The organism is Rhodophyticola sp., assembly GCF_965284195.1.
Classification (GTDB): domain Bacteria; phylum Pseudomonadota; class Alphaproteobacteria; order Rhodobacterales; family Rhodobacteraceae; genus Rhodophyticola.
Map to the genome: position 1 here is coordinate 3,222,547 of NZ_CBDIRM010000001.1, position 19,589 is coordinate 3,242,135.

Annotated in this window: 19 protein-coding genes; 7 read left to right on the plus strand and 12 right to left on the minus strand. The window is 63.6% G+C overall.

Features of this window, described 5'->3' with window-relative positions; all coding sequences use genetic code 11:
- Positions 1–29: 29 nt before the first annotated feature.
- The 7 genes from ACQ651_RS16155 (at position 30) to idi (ending at position 7,236) form a co-directional block, all read left to right on the plus strand.
- On the plus strand, positions 30–821 hold the full coding sequence (locus ACQ651_RS16155; protein ID WP_430449837.1) for a cobalamin B12-binding domain-containing protein: 792 nt from the start codon (positions 30–32) through the stop codon (positions 819–821).
- Positions 822–854: 33 nt separating this feature from the next.
- The gene (gene ppsR / locus ACQ651_RS16160) at positions 855–2,285 is read left to right on the plus strand and encodes a transcriptional regulator PpsR (protein WP_227285618.1); all 1,431 of its coding nucleotides are present in this window, start codon (positions 855–857) and stop codon (positions 2,283–2,285) included.
- A gap of 45 nt (positions 2,286–2,330) precedes the next feature.
- Positions 2,331–3,254: a cation diffusion facilitator family transporter gene (locus ACQ651_RS16165; RefSeq protein ID WP_430449838.1), complete on the plus strand. Its 924-nt coding sequence runs from the start codon at positions 2,331–2,333 to the stop codon at positions 3,252–3,254.
- Between the two features lie 63 nt (positions 3,255–3,317).
- Positions 3,318–4,238 (plus strand): chlorophyll synthase ChlG, encoded by a 921-nt coding sequence (chlG, locus tag ACQ651_RS16170; protein ID WP_430449839.1) that lies wholly within the window; start codon positions 3,318–3,320, stop codon positions 4,236–4,238.
- Positions 4,235–5,524, plus strand: coding sequence for a BCD family MFS transporter (locus tag ACQ651_RS16175; RefSeq protein WP_430449840.1), 1,290 nt, complete (start codon positions 4,235–4,237; stop codon positions 5,522–5,524). The genes chlG and ACQ651_RS16175 overlap by 4 nt, the downstream gene beginning before the upstream one ends.
- Positions 5,525–5,527: 3 nt before the next feature.
- Entirely contained in the window at positions 5,528–6,709 is a 1,182-nt protein-coding gene (locus tag ACQ651_RS16180) for a geranylgeranyl diphosphate reductase (protein WP_227285614.1), read from the plus strand.
- Complete coding sequence (idi, locus tag ACQ651_RS16185) at positions 6,706–7,236, plus strand: isopentenyl-diphosphate delta-isomerase (protein WP_430449841.1); 531 nt, start codon at positions 6,706–6,708, stop codon at positions 7,234–7,236. The genes ACQ651_RS16180 and idi overlap by 4 nt, the downstream gene beginning before the upstream one ends.
- 39 nt (positions 7,237–7,275) lie before the next feature.
- Here idi and dxs read toward each other — a convergent pair whose 3' ends face one another.
- The 12 genes from dxs to ACQ651_RS16245 form a co-directional block, all read right to left on the minus strand.
- A complete protein-coding gene (dxs, locus tag ACQ651_RS16190; protein ID WP_430449842.1) occupies positions 7,276–9,198 on the minus strand; it encodes a 1-deoxy-D-xylulose-5-phosphate synthase in 1,923 nt (640 codons plus the stop codon).
- Positions 9,199–9,318: 120 nt separating this feature from the next.
- Complete coding sequence (gene pufC, locus ACQ651_RS16195; RefSeq protein WP_375551158.1) at positions 9,319–10,446, minus strand: photosynthetic reaction center cytochrome PufC; 1,128 nt, start codon at positions 10,444–10,446, stop codon at positions 9,319–9,321.
- Positions 10,443–11,441, minus strand: coding sequence for a photosynthetic reaction center subunit M (gene pufM, locus ACQ651_RS16200; RefSeq protein WP_227285611.1), 999 nt, complete (start codon positions 11,439–11,441; stop codon positions 10,443–10,445). The genes pufC and pufM overlap by 4 nt, the downstream gene beginning before the upstream one ends.
- A 2-nt stretch (positions 11,442–11,443) precedes the next feature.
- Entirely contained in the window at positions 11,444–12,343 is a 900-nt protein-coding gene (pufL, locus tag ACQ651_RS16205; protein WP_227285610.1) for a photosynthetic reaction center subunit L, read from the minus strand.
- Positions 12,344–12,489: 146 nt separating this feature from the next.
- Positions 12,490–12,651 carry a light-harvesting antenna LH1, alpha subunit gene (gene pufA / locus ACQ651_RS16210; RefSeq protein WP_121897572.1) on the minus strand — a complete coding sequence of 54 codons (162 nt, stop codon included), beginning with the start codon at positions 12,649–12,651 and terminating at the stop codon, positions 12,490–12,492.
- A gap of 11 nt (positions 12,652–12,662) precedes the next feature.
- Positions 12,663–12,815: a light-harvesting antenna LH1, beta subunit gene (gene pufB, locus ACQ651_RS16215; protein ID WP_121897573.1), complete on the minus strand. Its 153-nt coding sequence runs from the start codon at positions 12,813–12,815 to the stop codon at positions 12,663–12,665.
- Positions 12,816–12,957: 142 nt separating this feature from the next.
- On the minus strand, positions 12,958–13,176 hold the full coding sequence (gene pufQ / locus ACQ651_RS16220) for a cytochrome PufQ (RefSeq protein WP_227285609.1): 219 nt from the start codon (positions 13,174–13,176) through the stop codon (positions 12,958–12,960).
- On the minus strand, positions 13,176–14,660 hold the full coding sequence (gene bchZ / locus ACQ651_RS16225; protein ID WP_121897575.1) for a chlorophyllide a reductase subunit Z: 1,485 nt from the start codon (positions 14,658–14,660) through the stop codon (positions 13,176–13,178). The genes pufQ and bchZ overlap by 1 nt, the downstream gene beginning before the upstream one ends.
- The gene (gene bchY / locus ACQ651_RS16230) at positions 14,660–16,240 is read right to left on the minus strand and encodes a chlorophyllide a reductase subunit Y (RefSeq protein WP_430449843.1); all 1,581 of its coding nucleotides are present in this window, start codon (positions 16,238–16,240) and stop codon (positions 14,660–14,662) included. The genes bchZ and bchY overlap by 1 nt, the downstream gene beginning before the upstream one ends.
- Before the next feature lie 135 nt (positions 16,241–16,375).
- Positions 16,376–17,377 carry a chlorophyllide a reductase iron protein subunit X gene (locus ACQ651_RS16235; protein WP_227285607.1) on the minus strand — a complete coding sequence of 334 codons (1,002 nt, stop codon included), beginning with the start codon at positions 17,375–17,377 and terminating at the stop codon, positions 16,376–16,378.
- Entirely contained in the window at positions 17,374–18,315 is a 942-nt protein-coding gene (bchC, locus tag ACQ651_RS16240; RefSeq protein WP_121897697.1) for a chlorophyll synthesis pathway protein BchC, read from the minus strand. Before bchC ends, ACQ651_RS16235 begins: the two co-directional genes overlap by 4 nt.
- 133 nt (positions 18,316–18,448) lie before the next feature.
- A complete protein-coding gene (locus ACQ651_RS16245) occupies positions 18,449–19,588 on the minus strand; it encodes a methyltransferase (RefSeq protein ID WP_430449844.1) in 1,140 nt (379 codons plus the stop codon).
- Between the last annotated feature and the right edge of the window lies 1 nt (position 19,589).

Consider the following 19,589-nt stretch of genomic DNA (forward strand, 5'->3'; position numbering starts at 1 on the left):
CCGGACATCTCTCGGGGAGGGGTGATCCGATGACTCAATACAGCAAACTCTCCGTTCGGCCAGGCAGCACCATGCAGGATGCAGAGGTGAAGATGCTGGCCGCGCGGGCGTTATCGGTTCTGGCCTCCAAGGCGACCCCTCGACCGGCTGGCGTTCAGCAGCATCTCGAAGCGCTGTGCGACGCCTATACCTCCCCCGATGAAGACGAGCGCCACGACACGATCCTGCGGATCCGTCAGGAGGGTATCGCGCCACGCGATATCATCGCGCATATCATCCCCGAGACCGCACGGCTTCTGGGCATTCATTGGGCCAATGACACGCTGAGCTTCTCCGAGGTGTCGATTGCGGCCGCCCGCCTGCAGGAAACTGTGCGCGCGCTGGCCGCGAAAGACCAGGTGAAGCGACACGACAGCCTGGGCACCGTTTTGCTGGTGGTGCCAAGGCCCGAACATCATACCCTGGGCCTGTTCGTCGCCGCAGACCGGTTTCGGCGTCTGGGATATGAAGTCGACATTTCTGTCTCGCAGCACCCGCGTCAGATCAGCGACCGGGTTCTTGCGCGCAGATATGCGATGGTGGGGGCGACAGCCTCCAGCCGAAGAACCCTTGCATCCGTTAAGGAACTGGTCGATAGCATCCGGGCTCGCGTGCCGCGCAAAGTGAAAGTGGTCGTGGGCGGAAGCGTCGTGGACCAGAAACTTGATATCGTTGCATTAACCGGTGCCGACTATTCCGCACCGGACGCGCAAGCCGCCTTGAAGCTCTGCGGTTTGACCATATCTCAAGACTCTCTTCTGGAACGGACGACCGCTAACTGAACGACGACACGTTATAAAAAGGCGAAAGCCGTCATGAATACACGCGGATCAGATTTCTGGGATGAGCCGGCTGCGCCACCAATCGCGCCAGAGCATTTCAACGATATCGTGGCCACCGCCGCCGACCTTGCGATTGTACTGGATACATCGGGCATCGTGCGGTCCGTCGTGGTCAACCCCCTGAACCCCACCTTGGGCCGTCTGGACCACTGGAAGGATCGCAACATCCGCGATTTCACCGCCGAAGACAGTCTGGTGAAGCTGGAAACCCGGCTGGACGCCTATCGCGACGGCAAGAAAGACACCGTCGATGCGATCGAGGTGAATCATTACGACAATGCGAATTGGGAATTCCCGATCCGCTATACGCTGCACAAGACCGGGCAGGATGACATCATCCTGATGCTGGGCCGTGATCTCAGGCCGATCGCGGAGTTGCAGCACCGCCTTGTGAAGGCGCAGCTTGCGCTTGAGAAGGATTACGAGACCCACCGGGATTACGAGACGCGCTACCGCGTCATCATGGAGGCGGCGCGCGATGCGCTGATTCTGGTCGATGTGACGACCGGGCGGATCATGGACCTGAATACCGCCGCCTCGCAGATCCTCGGGGCGGATGCGGAGACCCTGACCGGAAGCTCCTTCACCCAGGAATTCGAGGGCCGGCGCCGGGGCGAGTTCGTCGAGAGCCTGATCGCGACCGCCGGGGACGAAGGCAGCGGCCCCGTCACCGCGGAAACCAAGCGCGGCCAGAAGGAGGTCGCGATCGACCCGGTCCTGTTTCGCGCGGCCGGGGACAAGACGCTGCTTTGCCGTATCGAAGCCGCCGCAAGCGCCGAAACCGTGGCCGCGGAGGTGTCGCAGTCTCTGGCGGTGCTTTATCGCGACGGGGCGGATGCGGTGGTGTTCACCGATCCGCTGGGGGCGATCCGGTCCTGCAATGACAGCTTTCTGGGGCTGTGCGATTCCGGGCAGCTTTCTGAAATTCGCGGCAAGTCGCTTGGCGATTTCCTGAGCCGCGGCAGCGTCGATCTGAAGGTCATGCTGGACAATGCCGCCCGCACCGGCCGGATGCGGATCTATGCCACCCGGCTGGAGGGCGCCTATGGCTCGCAGCTTTCGGTCGAGATCTCGGCCACGCATATGCCCGGAAACGGCGGGTTCGCCTTCGTGATCCGGGATACGTCGCGGATGGAGATCGTGCGGGAGCCGGTTTCCGCCGTGCCCGGCGGCGCGCCGATGACCGATGAGGCGATGCGCAATGTGATGGATCTGGTCGGTTCGGCGCCGCTGAAGGATATCGTCGCCGCGACGACGGATGTCGTGGAGAAGATGTGCATCGAAACCGCCGTTGAACTGACCGATAACAATCGCGTGGCCGCGGCCGAGATGCTGGGCCTTTCGCGGCAATCTCTCTATGTAAAATTGAGAAAATACGGGCTGTTGGCGAAAAACGACGGCTAGCGTGGCGATCTGGTATTCAGGTATCGGGGGCAGTATCTTCCTCCCATGCCTCATGACCACGCCCATCACCACCATCATCATGCCGATCCGTCCGTTGGCGACTGGCGCCTTGCCCTTGCGGTAGGTGTCAATATCGGCCTGACGGTGGTGCAGGTGATTGGCGGTGTTCTGTCCGGCTCCCTGGCACTGATCGCGGATGCGCTGCACAATCTGTCGGATGCGATGGCGTTGATCATCGCCTTCGTGGCGCGGCGCATCGCCCGGCGCCCGGCCGATGCCGACATGACGTTCGGCTATGGCAGGGCCGAAACGGTGGCCGCCCTGATCAATTACACCACGCTGATCCTCTTGGGGATCTATCTCGCCTATGAAGCCGTGATGCGGTTGTTCGACCCGCAGGAGGTGGCCGGCTGGACCGTGGTGATCATCGCGGCCGTGGCGCTGGTGATCGATCTTGCCACCGCTGCGCTGACCTATGCGATGTCGAAGGACAGCCAGAATATCCGCGCCGCGTTCCTGCACAATCTTGCGGATGCGGCGGGCTCGGTCGGGGTCATCATAGCGGGAACCGCGATCCTGCTGTTCGGCTGGAACATCGTGGATCCGATCGTGACCCTGATCATTGCGGGCTACATTCTGTGGATGTCGTTCGCGGAGATCGGCGGCGTGATCCGCATCCTGATGCTGGGCAGTCCGCCCGCATTGCAGACCAGAGCCGTTCTGAACGCGATCGATGAGATCGACGGCGTTGCGGATGTTCATCACGCCCATCTGTGGCAGATGCAGGAACACGAAGCGGCGCTTCAGGCCCATATCGCGCTGTACCCCGGATGCTGGGACCGGGCCGATGCGATCAAGGCGCAGATCAAGGCCCGGCTGCGTCAGGATTTCGCCATTTCCCACGTGATGCTGGAGATGGAATGCGCCGCCCATGCCTGCACCGATGCCAAGGCAATCGGTCACGGCTGAGGCCGGTCGTCTAGCCGAGTTTACACTTGCCGAGTCGCAAAGTGTCAGCTTAAACTTACACTCATGAGTGTAACGACCGACCTCACCCCAAGCAGCCCTGTCCGGCGCTGGCCCGAACCCGCTGCTGCCCTGACATTGCTGAAACCGATCACATGGTTCCCGCCGATGTGGGCGTATCTTTGCGGCGCGGTCTCGGCGGGCGTCGCGCCCTCGGGCCACTGGTTCGTGCTGTTTCTGGGGGTGCTGCTGGCCGGGCCGATCGTTTGCGGAATGAGCCAGGCCGCCAATGACTGGTGCGACCGCCATGTCGATGCGATCAACGAGCCGAACCGTCCGATCCCGTCGGGGCGCATACCGGGGCGTTGGGGTCTGTGGATCGCTCTGGCGATGTCGGTCCTCGCCATCGGCATCGGCTGGTTCCTGGGCCCGTGGGGTTTTGGCGCAACCATCGTGGCGGTCATCGCCGCCTGGGCCTATTCGGCCGAGCCGGTGCGCCTGAAGAAATCGGGCTGGTGGGGGCCGGGGCTGGTTGGCCTTTCCTATGAATCGCTTCCCTGGTTCACGGGCGCGGCGGTTTTGGCTGCGGGCGCCCCGTCTTGGCCGGTGATCATCGTGGCGCTGCTTTATGGCATCGGCGCCCATGGCATCATGACGCTCAACGACTTCAAGGCGCTGGAGGGAGACCGGCAGATGGGCGTGAACTCCCTGCCCGTCACCTTGGGGCCGGAGCGCGCGGCGCGGCTGGCCTGCTGGATCATGGCGATCCCGCAGGTGATCGTGATCGGGCTCTTGCTCTATTGGGGGCGCGAATGGCACGCTCTCGCCGTCGGCCTGTCGCTGGCGCTGCAGGTCTGGGCAATGACCGTCCTGCTGAGCGATCCGAAGGCCAGGGCGCCCTGGTACAACGGAACCGGTGTCACGCTTTACGTCTCCGGCATGATGGTGACCGCCTTCGCCATCCGCACGCTGGAGACCTGGCCATGACACTCAGCTGGTTTCAGATCGTGCGGATGGGTCTTGTGCAGATGGCGCTTGGCGCCATCGTGGTGCTGACCACCTCCACGCTGAACCGGCTGATGGTGGTGGAGCTGGCGCTGCCCGCCGTCCTGCCCGGGCTTCTGGTCGGGCTGCATTACGGGATCCAGATCACGCGCCCGCAATGGGGCTACCGATCCGACACCGGCGGGCACCGCACCCGCTGGATTATCGGGGGTATGGCGGTCCTGGCGCTGGGCGGGTTTTCCGCCGCCTATGGCGTCGTCGCGATGGAAAGCTCTTTCGCAGTCGGGCTGGCCATCTCGGTTCTGGCCTATGCAGCCATCGGTGTCGGTGTCGGCGCCTCCGGCACATCTCTCCTTGCGCTGCTCGCGACGGCAACCGCCGAACGCCGCCGACCGGCCGCGGCCACGATCACATGGTTGATGATGATCTTCGGCATCGCGATGACGGCGGGCATCTCCGGCCAGTTCCTCGACCCCTACACGCCGCTTCGCCTGATGCAGGTCGTGGCCGTGGTGACCGGCGGGGCATTTGTGATCACATGTCTGGCGGTCTGGGGCATCGAAGCCTCGGTCGTATCCCGGCGCGAGATGGACACCATGCCCTTCATCGACGGGATGAGGGAGATCTGGGCCGAGCCCAAGGCCCGCCATTTCACCGTTTTCGTCTTCCTCAGCATGACGGCCTATTTCATGCAGGAGCTGATCCTTGAGCCGTATTCGGGTCTGGTTTTCAACTATACGCCGGGCCAGTCCACGTCGCTCTCCGGGGCGCAGAACGGCGGGGTCTTCCTTGGCATGGTCGTGGTTGGCATCGCCGGCACCGCCCTGCGGTTCGGATCGCTGCGGGCCTGGGTGGTCGCGGGCTGCATCGGCTCCGCCGCGTCGCTTGGGCTGATCACCGTTCTGGGGCAGATCGGCCCGACCGCGCCGCTTCTGCCGGCCGTGATCCTGATGGGGTTCTTCAACGGAATGTTCGCCGTGGCCGCCATTGGCTCGATGATGGCGCTGGCCGGCGAAGGCCGGGGCGCGCGCGAAGGCACGCGGATGGGCCTGTGGGGTGCGGCGCAGGCGATCGCGGCCGGGTTCGGCGGGCTTCTCGGCGCCGCGCTGGTGGATCTTTTGCGCATCGTGCTGTCGGACCCGTCCGCCTTCGGCACCGTCTTTCTGTTCGAGGCACTGCTTTACATCGCCTCTGCCTTCATGGCCGTCCATGTGATGGATCGGCGTCCCTCTTATCGGCCCCCGCGGGGCCTTGTTCCGGGAGAATAAGCTATGCGCTATGACGTTGTCGTTGTCGGGGGTGGCCCCTCCGGTGCAACCGCCGCCGAAGACCTTGCCCGGTCCGGCCACAGGGTCGCGCTTCTGGACCGTGCGGGGCGGATCAAGCCCTGCGGTGGGGCCGTTCCACCGAGGCTGATCGCGGATTTCCATATTCCGGACGCGCAGATCGTGGCCAAGATCAACACCGCGCGGATGATTTCACCCACCAACCGCCGCGTCGATATCCCGATCGAGAATGGCTATGTCGGCATGGTCGACCGGGAGAATTTCGACGAATTCCTCAGGGTCAGGGCGGTCGAGGCCGGCGCGACGCGGCTTACCGGCACCTTCACCCGGATCGAGCGGGAGGAAGAGGGCCCGGTTGTGATCTATCGCGACAAGGCTACGAAAGAAGAGACCCGCGTTGCGGCAAAGCTCGTGATCGGGGCCGATGGCGCCCGCTCCAACGTTGCCCGCGCCGAGGTGCCGGGCGGCGACAAGATCCCCTATGTGATCGCCTATCACGAAATCATCGAGGCGCCGGGCAAGGTGGGAAGCTACGATCCGGAACGCTGCGACGTGGTCTATGACGGCCGGATCAGCCCGGATTTCTACGGCTGGGTGTTCCCGCATGGCAAATCGGCCAGTGTGGGCATGGGCTCCATGGTCAAGGATGTGGATCTGAAGAAGGCCACCGCCGATCTGCGTGAATCTTCGGGCCTGACGGATTGCACCACGATCCGCCGGGAAGGCGCGCCGATCCCGCTGAAACCGCTTGACCGGTGGGACAACGGCAAGGATGTCGTGTTGGCCGGAGACGCGGCCGGCGTTGTCGCGCCATCCTCGGGCGAGGGGATCTACTACGCGATGGTTGGCGGACGCGTTGCGGCGACGGCTGCGGCCGCCTGTCTGGCCAGCGGTCGGGTCAAGGACCTGCAGCTTGCGCGGAAACTGTTCATGCGCGAACACAAGAACGTCTTCAAGATCCTCGGCGCGATGCAGGATGCCTATTACAAGTCCGACGAGCGCAGGGAACGCTTCGTATCGCTCTGCCACGATGTGGATGTCCAGCGCCTTACGTTCGAGGCCTATATGAACAAATCCCTGGTCAAGGCGCGCCCCCTTGCGCATATCAAGATCGGCATCAAGAATATCGCGCATCTGACAGGGCTTATACCGGCGACACGTGCATGACAGAGATGATTCCAACCTGGGTCGACGGCGTTCTGACCCCTGTGGAAAAACTGGAGGCTCACAGGAAGGGGCTGCGACATCAGGCGATTTCGGTGTTCCTGATGCGGGGCAACAAGACCCTGTTGCAGCGCCGGGCGCTTGGAAAATATCATACGCCGGGGCTGTGGGCGAATACCTGCTGCACGCACCCATATTGGGGCGAAAGCGCTTTGGATTGCGCGCAGCGCCGTCTGGGCGACGAACTGGGGCTGCCGCCCATCCCGCTGACCTTCCGCGACCGGGTCGAGTATCGCGCCGATGTAGGCGGCGGGATGATCGAGCACGAAGTTGTGGATATCTTTGTGGGCACTCTGCCTGAGACCGTGCCGGTTCTGCCAAATCCCGCCGAGGTTATGGACACGATCTGGCAGGGTCTGGACGATCTGGCGCAGGAGGTGGTGAAGACCCCGGGCAGCTTTACCCCCTGGTTGCAGATCTACCTGCGGGACCATGCGGCCAGCATTTTTGGCGACATGCACCCTGCCTGACGCCTTCGTCAGGGCCTGCATGCAGGATACCGCGCCCGATCAGGCGCGGTTTTTCGTTTCGAAATCGGCGGTCGCGACACCCAGCGCCGACAATCCGGCCCTTGCAATATCGCCCGCGGTCAACCCCGCTTCGGCATACATATCCGCCGGGCTGGCCTGGTCGATGAACGTGTCGGGAAGCGTGAGCGTACGGATCGCCAGACCCCGGTCAAGCCGCCCGGATGCCGCCAGATGGTGCAGGACCATCGCCCCGAACCCGCCGACAGCACCCTGTTCCACCGTGATCAGCGCCTGATGCTCCTCGGCCAGCCTGTCGATCAGACCGGTGTCGAGCGGTTTGGCGAAACGGGCATCCGCAACGGTGACGGAGATGCCCCTCGCCTCAAGCTCCGCGGCGGCGTCCAAAACCTCGGACAGATGCGCACCAAAGGACAGAATTGCCAGGTTAGAGCCTGTTTTCACGATACGGCCCTTGCCGATTTCCAGCACATCGCCACGCTCGGGACGTGCGACACCAACCCCTTCGCCGCGCGGATAGCGCAGCGCGATCGGCCCGTCGTCATGAGCGGCCATGGTGGCCATCATGTGCACCAGTTCGGCCTCATCCGCGGCGGCCATGACGGTCATGTTCGGCAGTGCGGCGAGATACCCGATATCGAACGCGCCCGCATGGGTCGGCCCGTCGGCCCCCACCAGCCCCGCACGGTCGATGCAGAACCGCACCGGCAGGTTTTGCAGCGCCACATCATGCACAATCTGGTCGTAGCCCCTTTGCAGGAAGCTGGAATAGATCGCGCAGAAGGGCTTCAGCCCGCCCGCCGCAAGCCCGGCCGAGAAGGTCACCGCGTGCTGCTCCGCGATCCCCACATCGAACACCCGCGCGGGCATCGCCTTTTGCATCACGTTGAGCCCGGTGCCGCCGGGCATGGCCGCGGTCACGGCGACGATGCGGCTGTCCCGCTCCGCCTCGGCCAGCAAGGTGCTGCCGAAAACGGCGGTGTAGCTGGGAGCGTTGGGCTTGGATTTTGCCTGAACCCCGGTTTCAGGGTCGAATTTCGCGACACCGTGATAGCAATCATCCGCGCCCTCCGCCGGTGCGTAGCCTTTGCCCTTCACGGTGACGCAGTGGATCAGAACCGGCCCGGTGGCGCGCGCCTTCGCCGCGCGGAGCACCGGCAACAGCTGATCCATGTCGTGACCGTCGATCGGGCCGATATAATCGAACCCCATATGCTCGAACAGCGTGCCGCTGCCATGGGCGCCGGTCACCAGTTCGCGTGCCCGTTCCGCCCCGGCCCGCAACGGAGCGGGCAGATTGCGGGCGACCCCGTCCGCGATGTCTTTCAGCGCATGAAGGGGCGTGTTTTCATAGAGCCCGGACAGGTATTTCGACATGGCGCCGACCGGGGGCGCGATGCTCATCTCGTTGTCGTTCAGGATGACGAACAGGCGCCGCCCTTCGGAGCCGGCGTTGTTCAGCGCTTCATAGGCCATACCCGCCGAAATCGACCCGTCGCCGATCACCGCGATGGCATCGCCCGTCGCCTCGCCCAGCTCGCGGGCCATGGTGAAACCGAGTGCGGCCGAGATCGAGGTGGAGGAATGCGCCGCGCCGAACGGGTCATAGTCGGACTCGGCGCGCTTGGTGAACCCGGACAGGCCGCCCTTCTGGCGCAGCGTGCGGATCCGCGGGCGGCGGCCGGTGACGATCTTGTGCGGGTAGCATTGATGACCCACATCCCAGATCAGCTTGTCATAGGGCGTGTTGAAGACCGCGTGGATCGCGACGGTCAGCTCGACCACCCCAAGGGAGGAGCCCAGATGACCCCCGGTTTCGGAAACCGCCGAGATCGTCTCCGCCCGCAGCTCATCGGCGCATCGGGCAAGATCCGCGTCGCTCAGGCGCCGCAGATCCGCGGGATACTGAACCGTGTCTAACACAGGTGTTATCGGTCGGGTCATGGTCTGGGTCCTCCCCTGAAACGTCAAACGCCACGAACCGCTGAAGGCGACCGTGGCGTTTGCTTAGCTTGTCTGGCTCAGCGGGCCGGTCATCCCGCAGTCGCCAAGCCCCGTCAGCGTCTATTGCTCGAAGGCGCTGTAATCGTAATCTCCGCTCGTCGTGGCAAGCTCGGGCCAGTTGTGGATCACATTCAGCCCCTCCATCGGGCGCTGATAGCCCTGGTGGCATGTCCGGCAGGCCGCAAGCGGCGGATCGCCATAGACTGGGCCAAGCCGTTCAGGCGGATAGACATCGGCCAGCGGTACCAGGTAATCGGCATTCAACTCCTGCACCATCTGGATACCGAGCGAGGCGGTCGCCCATTGCGGCGTAACCTGCGCGCCATCGTAGAAGGCACGGGAATTGTGGCAGAACGTGCAGTTTACCCCCAGAGAGTTGGAGATGTAGTTCATGAAGGCATAGGTCCGCTCCGTCTGCTGGATCAGCGGATCGCCGGGCAGGTTTTCCACGCGCGGCGCGAGATCGTGAACCGCGATCCGCTCGAAATCGAGCAGATAGGTCTCCAGATAGTCCGACGGCAGCGACGTGAAGTTGGAGGTCATCGTCACCCGGTTCTGGTTCGCCGACCATCCGGCCATGGCGCTGTTCACCGGCGAGATGCGGAACCAGATGTTGTTGGGCACATTCTGTCCGCGGTGGCAGGTGTAGCAGGTGACGCCCACCTGGGCATTGGCATTGACGTGAACGTCCCAGTTTTCATTGATGCTCTGGGTCATTTCGATCATGCGGCGCGCCACGACCTTGGTGTAGAGATTGTCTTCGCCGTATTCCTCCAGCGCAACGTCGCCATGGCAATAGGCGCACCCTTGTTCGGGCGCGACCCACTGGGTCATCGCATTCATCAGGCGGTTGAAATTGGCGTCGGTCAGCCCGCCCAGAACCTGCACGTTCCGATAGATATCGCCGGCAAGTTCTTCGCCGCGTTCCGGAACGAACGGCTCGTCGGTGTAGAAATCGGCCACCGTCGGGTCGCCCCGGCGCAGGCTCGCGTCGAACTCGGGGACATACATCGCCGTCCCGCGGGGGCCGGTCTGCATGCTGCTGGTCTGGGCCGGGTTGCCAAGCCCGATGATCACGACCGCCAGGATCACCGCCGACCCCATCACCGCGATCAGAATGGCCAACCCCCTTACGCTGGTGGGGTTGTCCTTGTTCCATTGGTCAAACCATTTGGGCCGGATGCTCATTGACCTGTCTCCCGGCCAAGGAAGCCTTCGTAGGTTCCATAGGCCTCATAGCCATAGGGTTCGAGATATTCGGGCGCGAAATTGTGTTCCACCGCCCAGAGGAACCAGTTGTCCACCACCGTTCCCGTCAGCAGAATGCCGATGCCGCCGGTGATGGGGGTCAGCACCGCGAACCACCAGGCCCATCGGTGAATGCCTTCCATCGTAGCGTTGAACCCCATGGTCCAGCGCCAGAAGAGCGCGGCCCGTTCGGAGGCGGTGCCACGGTCGTAGATCTGCTCCAGCTCCCGGTCGCCGCCGAAGCGGGAGACCGCGAGGATGGTCGCGCCATGCATCGCGAAGAGCAGGACGGAGCCGTAGAGGAAGACGATCGAAAGGGCGTGGAACGGATTGTAGTAGAGGTTGCCGTAGCGGATCGAGAAGGCCGTCGTCCAGTCCAGATGCGGGAAGATGCCATAGGGCACGGCCTCGGACCAGCTTCCCATGAAGATCGGGCGGAACAGGCCCAGAACGAGGAACAGCCAGATGGCGGACAGAAACGCCCAGGCAATGTGCTTGCCCATCTTGTGTTCCACGGCCAGCAGATAGACCCTCAGCCACCATGTCATAACCGAAACCAGAAGGAAGAAGCTGGAGATGATGTACCAGCCGCCATCGTTGAGCGGCGGTATGCGCAGCCCGTATTCGGGGCCGGGCGGTTCCAGCGCCAGCCAGAAAAGCTGCCGGATGAATTCGGGGATCGACCAGTCGACCTGCGCCAGCATGTTCAAACCGACGATGTTCAGCCAGAGCGTGCCGGTGGCGAGGCTGACAACCCCCGCCCAGCCGAGATAGATCGGTCCGAGCTGGGCATTGCCGAACCAGCCGAGCAGGGTCGAAAAACTCGCGCCCTTGGTCCGTTCCCGGGCCATGCGGTTTTCGTTGTCCATCCCCATTTCGGGCGGGCCCTGAACCTGCACCTGGGTGAAGATGTTCTGATATTCGAAATACGCCATGATCATTCGCCTCCGATCAAAGCGGGTGCGTTGGTGCCATAAGTGGCCGCACCGGTGCTGTCATGGACCAGCCCGGGATCGGGCCAGATCGGCAGCTCAAGCCACCAGTTCCACCATTCCGGCCAGCCGCTTGTCCAGACCGGGCCGGAGATGATGATGCAGATCGCCGACCAGAACCCGGCGTTCAGCGCCAGAAGCAGGCCCACGCGGTGGATGCCGAGCGTTCCGATCGAATAGCCGATGAAATCGCGGAAGAACGTGTCTTCGTCGTCCGGCGTCTTCGCGTTTTCGCCTTTCGCGGGGTTCGCCGCAGACAGGATCAGCCCGCCATGCAGCGCCAGCGCGAGCGTCGTCGCGAAGAAGAAGCTGACCGCGATCATATGGGCCGGATTGTAATGGAAGTGCAGGTAGGAGTAGCCGACATTGGAAACCCAGTCGAGATGGCTGAAAATTCCGTAAGGAAAGCCATGGCCCCAGGCCCCCATCAGAAGCGGGCGGAACACCACCAGCGTGACATAGGCAAAGATGGCGACGCTGAAGGCGAAAGGCACGTGATAGCCGATGCCCAGCTTGCGGCAGATTTCCACCTCGCGCAGCGCCCAGCTGCAGAACGCGCCGACCGCACAGAAAGTGATGATCTGCCAGAGGCCACCCTCCATCAGCGGCGCCATTCCCAAGCCATAGCTCAGGTCTGGGGGTGCGATATTGATGGTCCAGGGGTTGAAGTTGCCCTGCATCGCCGCGCCCCAGAAAATCAGGATCGTTCCCAACAGGGCGAAAAATGCGGTCGTGACGCCGAAGAAGCCCACGTAGAACGGCCCGACCCAGAAATCGAACAGATCGCCGCCGATCAGCGTCCCTCCACGGACACGATATTTTCGTTCAAAGCTCAACAAAGCCATCTGTCTGTCTCCGCGTTCGGCGGCATGGGTCGCAGCAAGCGTCGTCAGCCGTCACACATTGGGGTTTCGATGGCCGCGGGCAGGATGCACCCGCCCGCAGCGTTCTTGTTCACATGACCCGGCGCGTCTGGCGACACGCCAAAGGATCACATGCCGCCAGCTGCCGCCGCGGCAGTCTCAAACCAGTTGAGACCGCTGGACAGAACCACCAGGTGGATCATCGCAGCCAGCAGGAAGAGGAACACGCCCTGCGCCACGAACACGCGGCGCGGGTCGAAGATGAGCCAGATTTTATAGAACTTAGCCATATCTCAGCTCCTCAGCCGAACCACGGGCGCCAGATATACGTGGCGATATGAGCTGCGAGGGCGATACCGGCAAAGAGCCAGAGCCCGCTCATATACACCGAGTGCAGCTCCTGCGCCTGCTCGTCGGTTAGACCCGTGAAAGACAGGTCGGAATTATCAGCCATATTTCCTCCGGAAGTTTGACTGATGCCGCAAACCCTGCGGCCGGGCCCCGACAAGGCCTCATTGCCCTGCCGGCATTCACCCACCGGGTTGCCCCGGTTTGTGAAGTCTCTTCGACCCTATCGGGCCAATTCGGCTCGACCCTCAGGCCGAGAAGATCATCGGCGTGATGATCCGCGCCTGGCTCCAGGCACGGGCCACCGGGCCCCTGTCCGTCATCGAGCCGCTGCGGATCGCCGCCAGCGCCCAGGTCAGCATCGCCAGTGGCAATGCGGCCAGGAAAATGATCACGAAATAGATCATGAACTCCGTCTTTGGCGGCTTGTGCCGCGTGACGGGTGCATCCGAGGTGTAATCAGTCATCACGCCCCTCCCTTAGGTTGATGATCGGGATCCACGCCGGCCGGAGCCAGTGCGGCAATGGTTTCACGCACCACCCGTTCGGCGCCCTGCTCCAGCGCCGATTTCTCGGCGGCGTCGCGTAGGGTCTTGGCCGCGGAAATGCGGGTCAGAACCGGGTGGTTTTCGACGATCTTGTCGAGCAGGGCCTGCGCATCGGCATCCCAGGGGAAGTCCCGGCGCAGGGTTGTGGGGGTGGCTTCGGCGCTGTCCATCTCGCTGCCCAGCGGCAGGATGTGGAACAGCGCATCGAAAAGGCCGTTGCAGACCTCCTGAAGCAGGTAGGTTGCGCCCGCATAGCCCATGAAGGGCGTGCCGGTGGCGCGGCGGATCGCGGCGCCCGGGAAGCTGGCGGGAATGAAGGCAGGTTTGGGCCCGTGGCCGCCGGACAGTTCGGCGAGATACATTTTCTCGTTGATCGAGCCCATCAGGATGAGCGGCCGATGCTGCGCGACCATCGCGCGAACCTCTTCGTTATTGGTCTTTTTGCCGGCCACCCGTGCCACCGCAAAGGCACAGGGCAGACCCAGGTCGGTCTCAAGGAAATTGCGGATGCCGCGGGCGTAGGTTTCGTTCGCGACGATGCCGAAGCTCGCCGTGGCGAAGAAATCCTGCGTGACCGAACGCCAGAGATCCCAGACGGGCTTGATGGTGGAATGCTTCTCGCGCTCGATGAAGGGCTCCGGATCGAGATCCAGCATCTCACCCAGCTTGCGCAGGAATTTCGTGGTGCTCTCCACGCCGATCGGGGCCTGAAGATAGGGCTTGCCAAGGCATTCGCTCAGGCCACGGCCAAACTCCCGGTACATGCAGATATTCACATCCGCATTCACCAGATTGCGCATCTCCGCCAGATGGCTGCCCAGCGGCATGACCATGTTGACTTCGGCCCCGATCCCTTCGACGAGGCGACGGATCTCCGCCAGATCGGAGGGCATGTTGAACGTGCCATACATCGGCCCGAGGATGTTCACGCGGGGCGCGGCGCCCTCTTCACGTTTCTTTTCGGGCGGCATCCGGCCCTTGGTCATGCCGAATTCGGTGAAGATCCAGGTCATCGCGCGATCGGCGCATTCCCACTGATCCTCGTCGATGGTGCGCGGCAGGAAGCGCTGGATATTCGTGCCCTGGGGCGTCACGCCGCCGCCGATCATCTCGGCAATCGAGCCGGTGACCACAACGGCCGGCAAGGCGGGATCAAGCGTGCCCCAGGCGCGTTTCATCGCGCCTTCCGTGCCGTCGCGGCCCAGTTCTTCCTCGCCCAGACCGGTGGTCACGATCGGCAATTCGTGGGGCGGCAACGCATCGGTGTAATGCAGAACCGACGTCACCGGCAGGTTTTCGCACCCGACCGGGCCGTCGATCACGACCTGCAGGCCCTTGACGGCGCAGAAGGCATAGATCGCCCCCCAGTATCCGCCCGCGCGATCATGATCCTGAACAAGCATCAGATCATCTCCTGCGCTTTGGCGGCGCGCGCCTGTTTGTCGAGTTTCTTCTGATGCGCGGCACGGAAATCGGGGCGCAGGTTCGGATCACCCTCCCACACGCCGGCGGTGTCGCCATGACCCACGCCTTCGAAGAAGTCGCGCATATGGTCCATACGGTCCTTGTTGCCCATCGCGGCATTGACGACCTGTTGCAGGCTGCCGGCCCCCATCGGGCCCATCAGGGGCCGCGCGGAGATGAGGTTGGTGAAGTAGAGCGACGGGATGCCGAGCTCCTTGCCCTTCTGCACGACGGGCGTGGTGCCGACCGCGAGATCGGGCTTGATCGCCTCCATCGCGGCGCAATCGTCTTCCAGCGAGGCGCGGAACTTGACCTTCGCGCCATGCGCCTCCAGCCAGTCGACATCGTCCCTGGACCAGGCCGTCTTGGGGCAGGCGGTCCCGACATAGGGAATGTCGGCCCCGCTTTCGATCAGCAGACGCGCCACCAGAAGCTCCGAGCCCTCATAGCCCGACAACGTGATCGTACCCTTGACCGGCGTGCGCGCCAGCGCTTCCCTTATCGCGGGCAGGAATGCGTTTTGCGATGCCGCGACCTTATCGGCGGCGATCCCGAAAGCGTCCCCGATATTGGCCAGCCAGGCGGCAGTGCCGTCATGCCCCACGGGGGCGGAGCCCACGATGGGCCGGCCCGCGGCCTCGAACTCGCGGATCGCGGCGGTGTAGAACGGGTGGATCGCGGCAACGGCGCCGCAATCCAGAGCGGAATAGAGCTCACGCCACTCACGGCAGGGAACGACCGGACCTGCCGCCAGACCGAGTGGCGCGAGCATCCCACCTATTCCAATAGGATCAGCTGGGAACATTTCGCCCAACAGGGTCACTGTCGGACGGTCTGATTTACCCGAGACAGGGGCTTGAACGGGACCGGCCTCCACCTCCTGTCGGGCATAGTTGAGCATGGCGCCGGCCAGAACGTCCTTGGCCTCTGCATGCGTCGGGATCCCGAAGCCAGGAACATCAATGCCCACAATGCGGACACCGTTGATTTCGCTTGGCAAAAGCCGAAGCGGCACACCCGAAGCCGTCGGAACGCAAAGATTGGTGACCACAATGGCGTCATAGCGTTCGGGGTCGGCCATATCGTGCACGGCTTCGCGGATGTCTTCGAAGAGCTTCCCTGTTACCAGGGTCTCTGAATTGAACGGGACGTAGCCCACCGAGCGGCGGGCGCCGTAGAAATGAGAGACGAAGGTCAGCCCGTAGACGCAGCAGGCCGAGCCCGACAGAACCGTCGCCGTCCGCCGCATCCGCAAGCCCACGCGGAGCGAACCGAAGGCAGGGCACATGGATTGCGGCTTGTCATGGGGGCCTTGCGGATAGTCCTTGGCATACTGGTCGAGGATCTCGGATTTGCCGGCCATTCGCGCGGCTTTCTCCATCTCGGCGGCCCCGGCATGGCATCCCATCCCGTCGCCCGCCAGATCAGGTGCGGGTGCGGGTGCCGGGCTTTCCTCGCGGCCCTCTCCCATGGTCACCTCAACATCGGCGGCGGCGTCATATGTGATCTCTTCGCTCATCCTTCCCCCTTCGTCCGTCCGGAGGGACCACTGAGATTGCGGAAGATGTCGCGCAGCAGACGGCGGAGCTGATCCGGCCGGGCGCGTTCAAGCGTCAGATCCGTACACTCCACGCCGTGATGGGTGCTGCATTCCTTACACATCGTCATACACCACCTCCAAAGAGGCTTTGGGCTTTGCGTTCTTGCCGCGCATATCGGTATCGGTGGCGGGCTCCAGCACCACGCCCGCGCCGGTGTCGGAGCCGTCGAACAGCTCCAGAAGCTCATCCTGGCTGAGCGCGGTCGGCCGCATCGGCGGTGCCACGGCGACGTTTTCGCCAAGCGCGGCGAACAGGCCGCCCCACTGGCTCTCGCCGGTGCCGACGATCTGGTAATTCGCGGATTTCTTGCGCAGGTCGTCATCCTGCGGGATCGAGGCCAGCACCGGGATGTCCACCGCCTTGGCAAAGGCCTGCGCCTCGCCGGAGCCGTCATCCTTGTTGATGACCAACCCCGCCACGCCGACATTGCCGCCGAGCTTGCGGAAATACTCCACTGCGGAGCAGACGTTGTTGGCCACATAAAGCGATTGCAGGTCGTTCGACCCGACAAGGATCACCTTCTGCGCCATGTCCCGCGCGATGGGCAGCCCGAAGCCGCCGCAGACCACGTCGCCCAGGAAGTCGAGCAGAACGTAATCGAAATCCCAATCGTGGAAGCCCAGCTTTTCCAGCAGCTCGAAGCCGTGGATGATGCCACGCCCGCCGCACCCGCGGCCAACCTCGGGGCCGCCCAGCTCCATCGCAAAGACACCGCCGCGCTTGAAGCAGACATCGCCGATTTTCACCTCTTCGCCCGCCAGTTTCTTGCGGGTCGACGTCTCGATGATCGTGGGGCAGGCCTTGCCGCCGAAGAGCAGGCTGGTGGTATCCGATTTCGGGTCGCAGCCGATCAGCAGCACCCGCTTGCCCTGTTCGGCCATCATGTGGCTGAGATTGGCCAGCGTGAAGGATTTGCCAATGCCGCCCTTGCCGTAGATCGCGATGATCTGTGTCTTCTTGGTCGGCTCGCCCTGCGGCACTTCCAGCGTCGGCTCGGCGGCTTCTTCCCGAAGCTTGTTGTCGTAATCCTTGAGATTCGGGATATCGAGGGTCATGCGGCGTTCTCCCAGTTCAGGATCATCTTCAGGCAGGCCGGATCTTCGAATGCCGTCTGGTAGGCAGTTCTGGCCTGATGGGCGGGCAGGTTATGAGTGATCAGCCCGTGCAGGTTCAGCGCGCCGTGATCGATGAGATCGCGGGTGGCGACCAGATCGGCGCGCGTCCATTCGGCGGCGATGCGGAACCGGGCCTCTTTCATGAAGGCGGGCGGGAAGGCAAAGCTGAGCGGTTCGGGATAGAACCCCGCCAGCACAATTTCGCCGCCCTTGGCGATGCGGCCGATCAGCGGGTTGAGCAGGCTGCCGTCGCCGGTGGCATCATAGATGCAGCCGTAATCCTTGCGGTCGTCGCTGTCGGGATGAAGGACGGTGTAGCCCTCGGCGCCGGTTGCGCGGTCCTCGCTGATCTCCCAGACGGTGGGCGGTTTGCCCCCGGCGGCGATTGTCAGCCGCGCCAGAAGACGCCCGAACACGCCGTGGCCGACGATAAGGTCGGGCAGTGTCTTGTCGAGGCCGGCCATCGCGTGCCGAGCAGTCGCGGCCAGCGCCAGAAGGGCGCCCTCGGCCCCCATCGCGGCGTCGATGCGCACGACGCGGGCGGCGGGGGTCACAAGATGATGGGACGCGCCGCCGAAGAGGCCCTTGACCTCGCCATAGCAATTCGCGCCGGGCACAAAAACCCGCTCCCCGACCGAGAAACCGGTATTCGCTCCCGCTTCGACAACCTCTCCCGCGGCCTCGTACCCGGGAACGAGCGGGTAGCCCATGCCGGGGAAGGGCGGCATGTCGCCGGACCAGAAGAGCTTTTCGGTGCCCGTCGATATGCCGGAATGGGAAACCGCGATCACCAGATCATCGGCGGTCGGCTCATCCAGCTCCAACGCGCCGAGATCCAGCTTGCGCGGACCTTCGAGAATGACGGCGGTGGTTTGCACTGGCTTGTCCTTTCTCGCGAATCTGGCGGTGCGGAGACCTGTCATCGGGGCGCGACAGGTCAGATCTCATGTGTCAGTTTAACCTGACACTTTTACATGTCAACGAAAATGGACAGCCGGATTGTCAGGATATTCAGGCTTTCTCCGCCGTGACCACGCGGGTGACGAAGGGGCGATCAACCTTGGGGATAGCGACGGCGACGAAGCCCGCCTCGGACAGCAGCTCCGCGATTCGCCCTGCGGAGCGGACGGTGCCAGTTCGCATGGCCAGGCAATACAGTGCAAAATAGGCGTCTCCGGCCCTTTCGGGGCGGTCGCCGCCGGACATCGGCTCGGAAATCACGATGCGGCCGCCCGGCGGCAGGGTCGCATGGGCGCTGGCCAGAAGGGCGCGAACCGTAGCGTCCTGATGGTCATAGAGCACGCGGATCAGACTGATCGCGTCGGCACCAATCGGAAGCGGATCGCGTTGAAAGCTCCCCGAATGAATGGTCGCCCGGCCGGATAGCCCGGCGGCATCGAATCGATCCTGCGCGGTGGGCGCCACGGCCGGAAGATCGAAAAGATGAAGCGCCAGTTCAGGGTAAGCGGCGCCCACGGCCGCAAGGAAAGCGCCTGTCCCGCCGCCGATATCGAGCAGGGCGGCGGTGTCCGACAGGTCGACGGCTTTCAGGGTTTCCTCGGCCACGAGCACCTGACTGTCCGCCATCAGGTTCGAATAGGTGGCCGCAACATCCGGGTCCACATCGCCTTCGGAACCGAAGACATAGGGCCAGAAGCCGGCCAGTTCGGTTTCCGTCTCACCCCTGAAAAACGCGCCCGGCTCGGCCAGATCACGGTAGAGAACGGAGTGATGCAGGATCATCTCCGGCAGACCGGGCACACCGTTCAGCGCAGCGCCCAGCCGCGCGAGGCGAAAGCGGCCATCGCGACAGCGTTTCAGCAGGTCGAGAGCGGCGGCGGCCTGACAAAGCACGGCCATCCGGTCAGGAGGAACCCCGCATCTGAGCGCAAGTTCGGCCGGGCTGCGCGGCCCGTTGGCCAGATGGTCGATCAGGCCGAGAGAAACCACCGCGTGCAAGACCTGGCTGTAGGTAAAGCCGGCAACGAGATCGAACAAACGCTCCCCGTCGCGTCTGGCGGCGCGTCTGGTCAGGGGAAACCGCGCGGCCCAGCTCTGAAAATCACGCGAGCCGACAAGACGATCCCGCCACGCGGCGATCCGATCGGTCAGCGATGGTGTGTCGGATCCGTGATTGTCCACGGTCGCCATG

Coding starts and splice junctions, on each gene's coding strand:
- pufM (WP_227285611.1), bottom strand. CDS start 11,441: ATGGCGTATTTCGAATATCAGAACATCTTCACCCAGGTGCAGGTTCAG.
- chlG (WP_430449839.1), top strand. CDS start 3,318: ATGAGTGTAACGACCGACCTCACCCCAAGCAGCCCTGTCCGGCGCTGG.
- pufC (WP_375551158.1), bottom strand. CDS start 10,446: ATGAGCATCCGGCCCAAATGGTTTGACCAATGGAACAAGGACAACCCC.
- ACQ651_RS16180 (WP_227285614.1), top strand. CDS start 5,528: ATGCGCTATGACGTTGTCGTTGTCGGGGGTGGCCCCTCCGGTGCAACC.
- ppsR (WP_227285618.1), top strand. CDS start 855: ATGAATACACGCGGATCAGATTTCTGGGATGAGCCGGCTGCGCCACCA.
- ACQ651_RS16155 (WP_430449837.1), top strand. CDS start 30: ATGACTCAATACAGCAAACTCTCCGTTCGGCCAGGCAGCACCATGCAG.
- bchY (WP_430449843.1), bottom strand. CDS start 16,240: ATGAGCGAAGAGATCACATATGACGCCGCCGCCGATGTTGAGGTGACC.
- ACQ651_RS16245 (WP_430449844.1), bottom strand. CDS start 19,588: ATGGCGACCGTGGACAATCACGGATCCGACACACCATCGCTGACCGAT.
- idi (WP_430449841.1), top strand. CDS start 6,706: ATGACAGAGATGATTCCAACCTGGGTCGACGGCGTTCTGACCCCTGTG.
- pufL (WP_227285610.1), bottom strand. CDS start 12,343: ATGGCTTTGTTGAGCTTTGAACGAAAATATCGTGTCCGTGGAGGGACG.
- pufQ (WP_227285609.1), bottom strand. CDS start 13,176: ATGACTGATTACACCTCGGATGCACCCGTCACGCGGCACAAGCCGCCA.
- bchZ (WP_121897575.1), bottom strand. CDS start 14,660: ATGCTTGTTCAGGATCATGATCGCGCGGGCGGATACTGGGGGGCGATC.
- ACQ651_RS16165 (WP_430449838.1), top strand. CDS start 2,331: ATGCCTCATGACCACGCCCATCACCACCATCATCATGCCGATCCGTCC.
- ACQ651_RS16175 (WP_430449840.1), top strand. CDS start 4,235: ATGACACTCAGCTGGTTTCAGATCGTGCGGATGGGTCTTGTGCAGATG.
- dxs (WP_430449842.1), bottom strand. CDS start 9,198: ATGACCCGACCGATAACACCTGTGTTAGACACGGTTCAGTATCCCGCG.
- ACQ651_RS16235 (WP_227285607.1), bottom strand. CDS start 17,377: ATGACCCTCGATATCCCGAATCTCAAGGATTACGACAACAAGCTTCGG.
- pufB (WP_121897573.1), bottom strand. CDS start 12,815: ATGGCTGATAATTCCGACCTGTCTTTCACGGGTCTAACCGACGAGCAG.
- pufA (WP_121897572.1), bottom strand. CDS start 12,651: ATGGCTAAGTTCTATAAAATCTGGCTCATCTTCGACCCGCGCCGCGTG.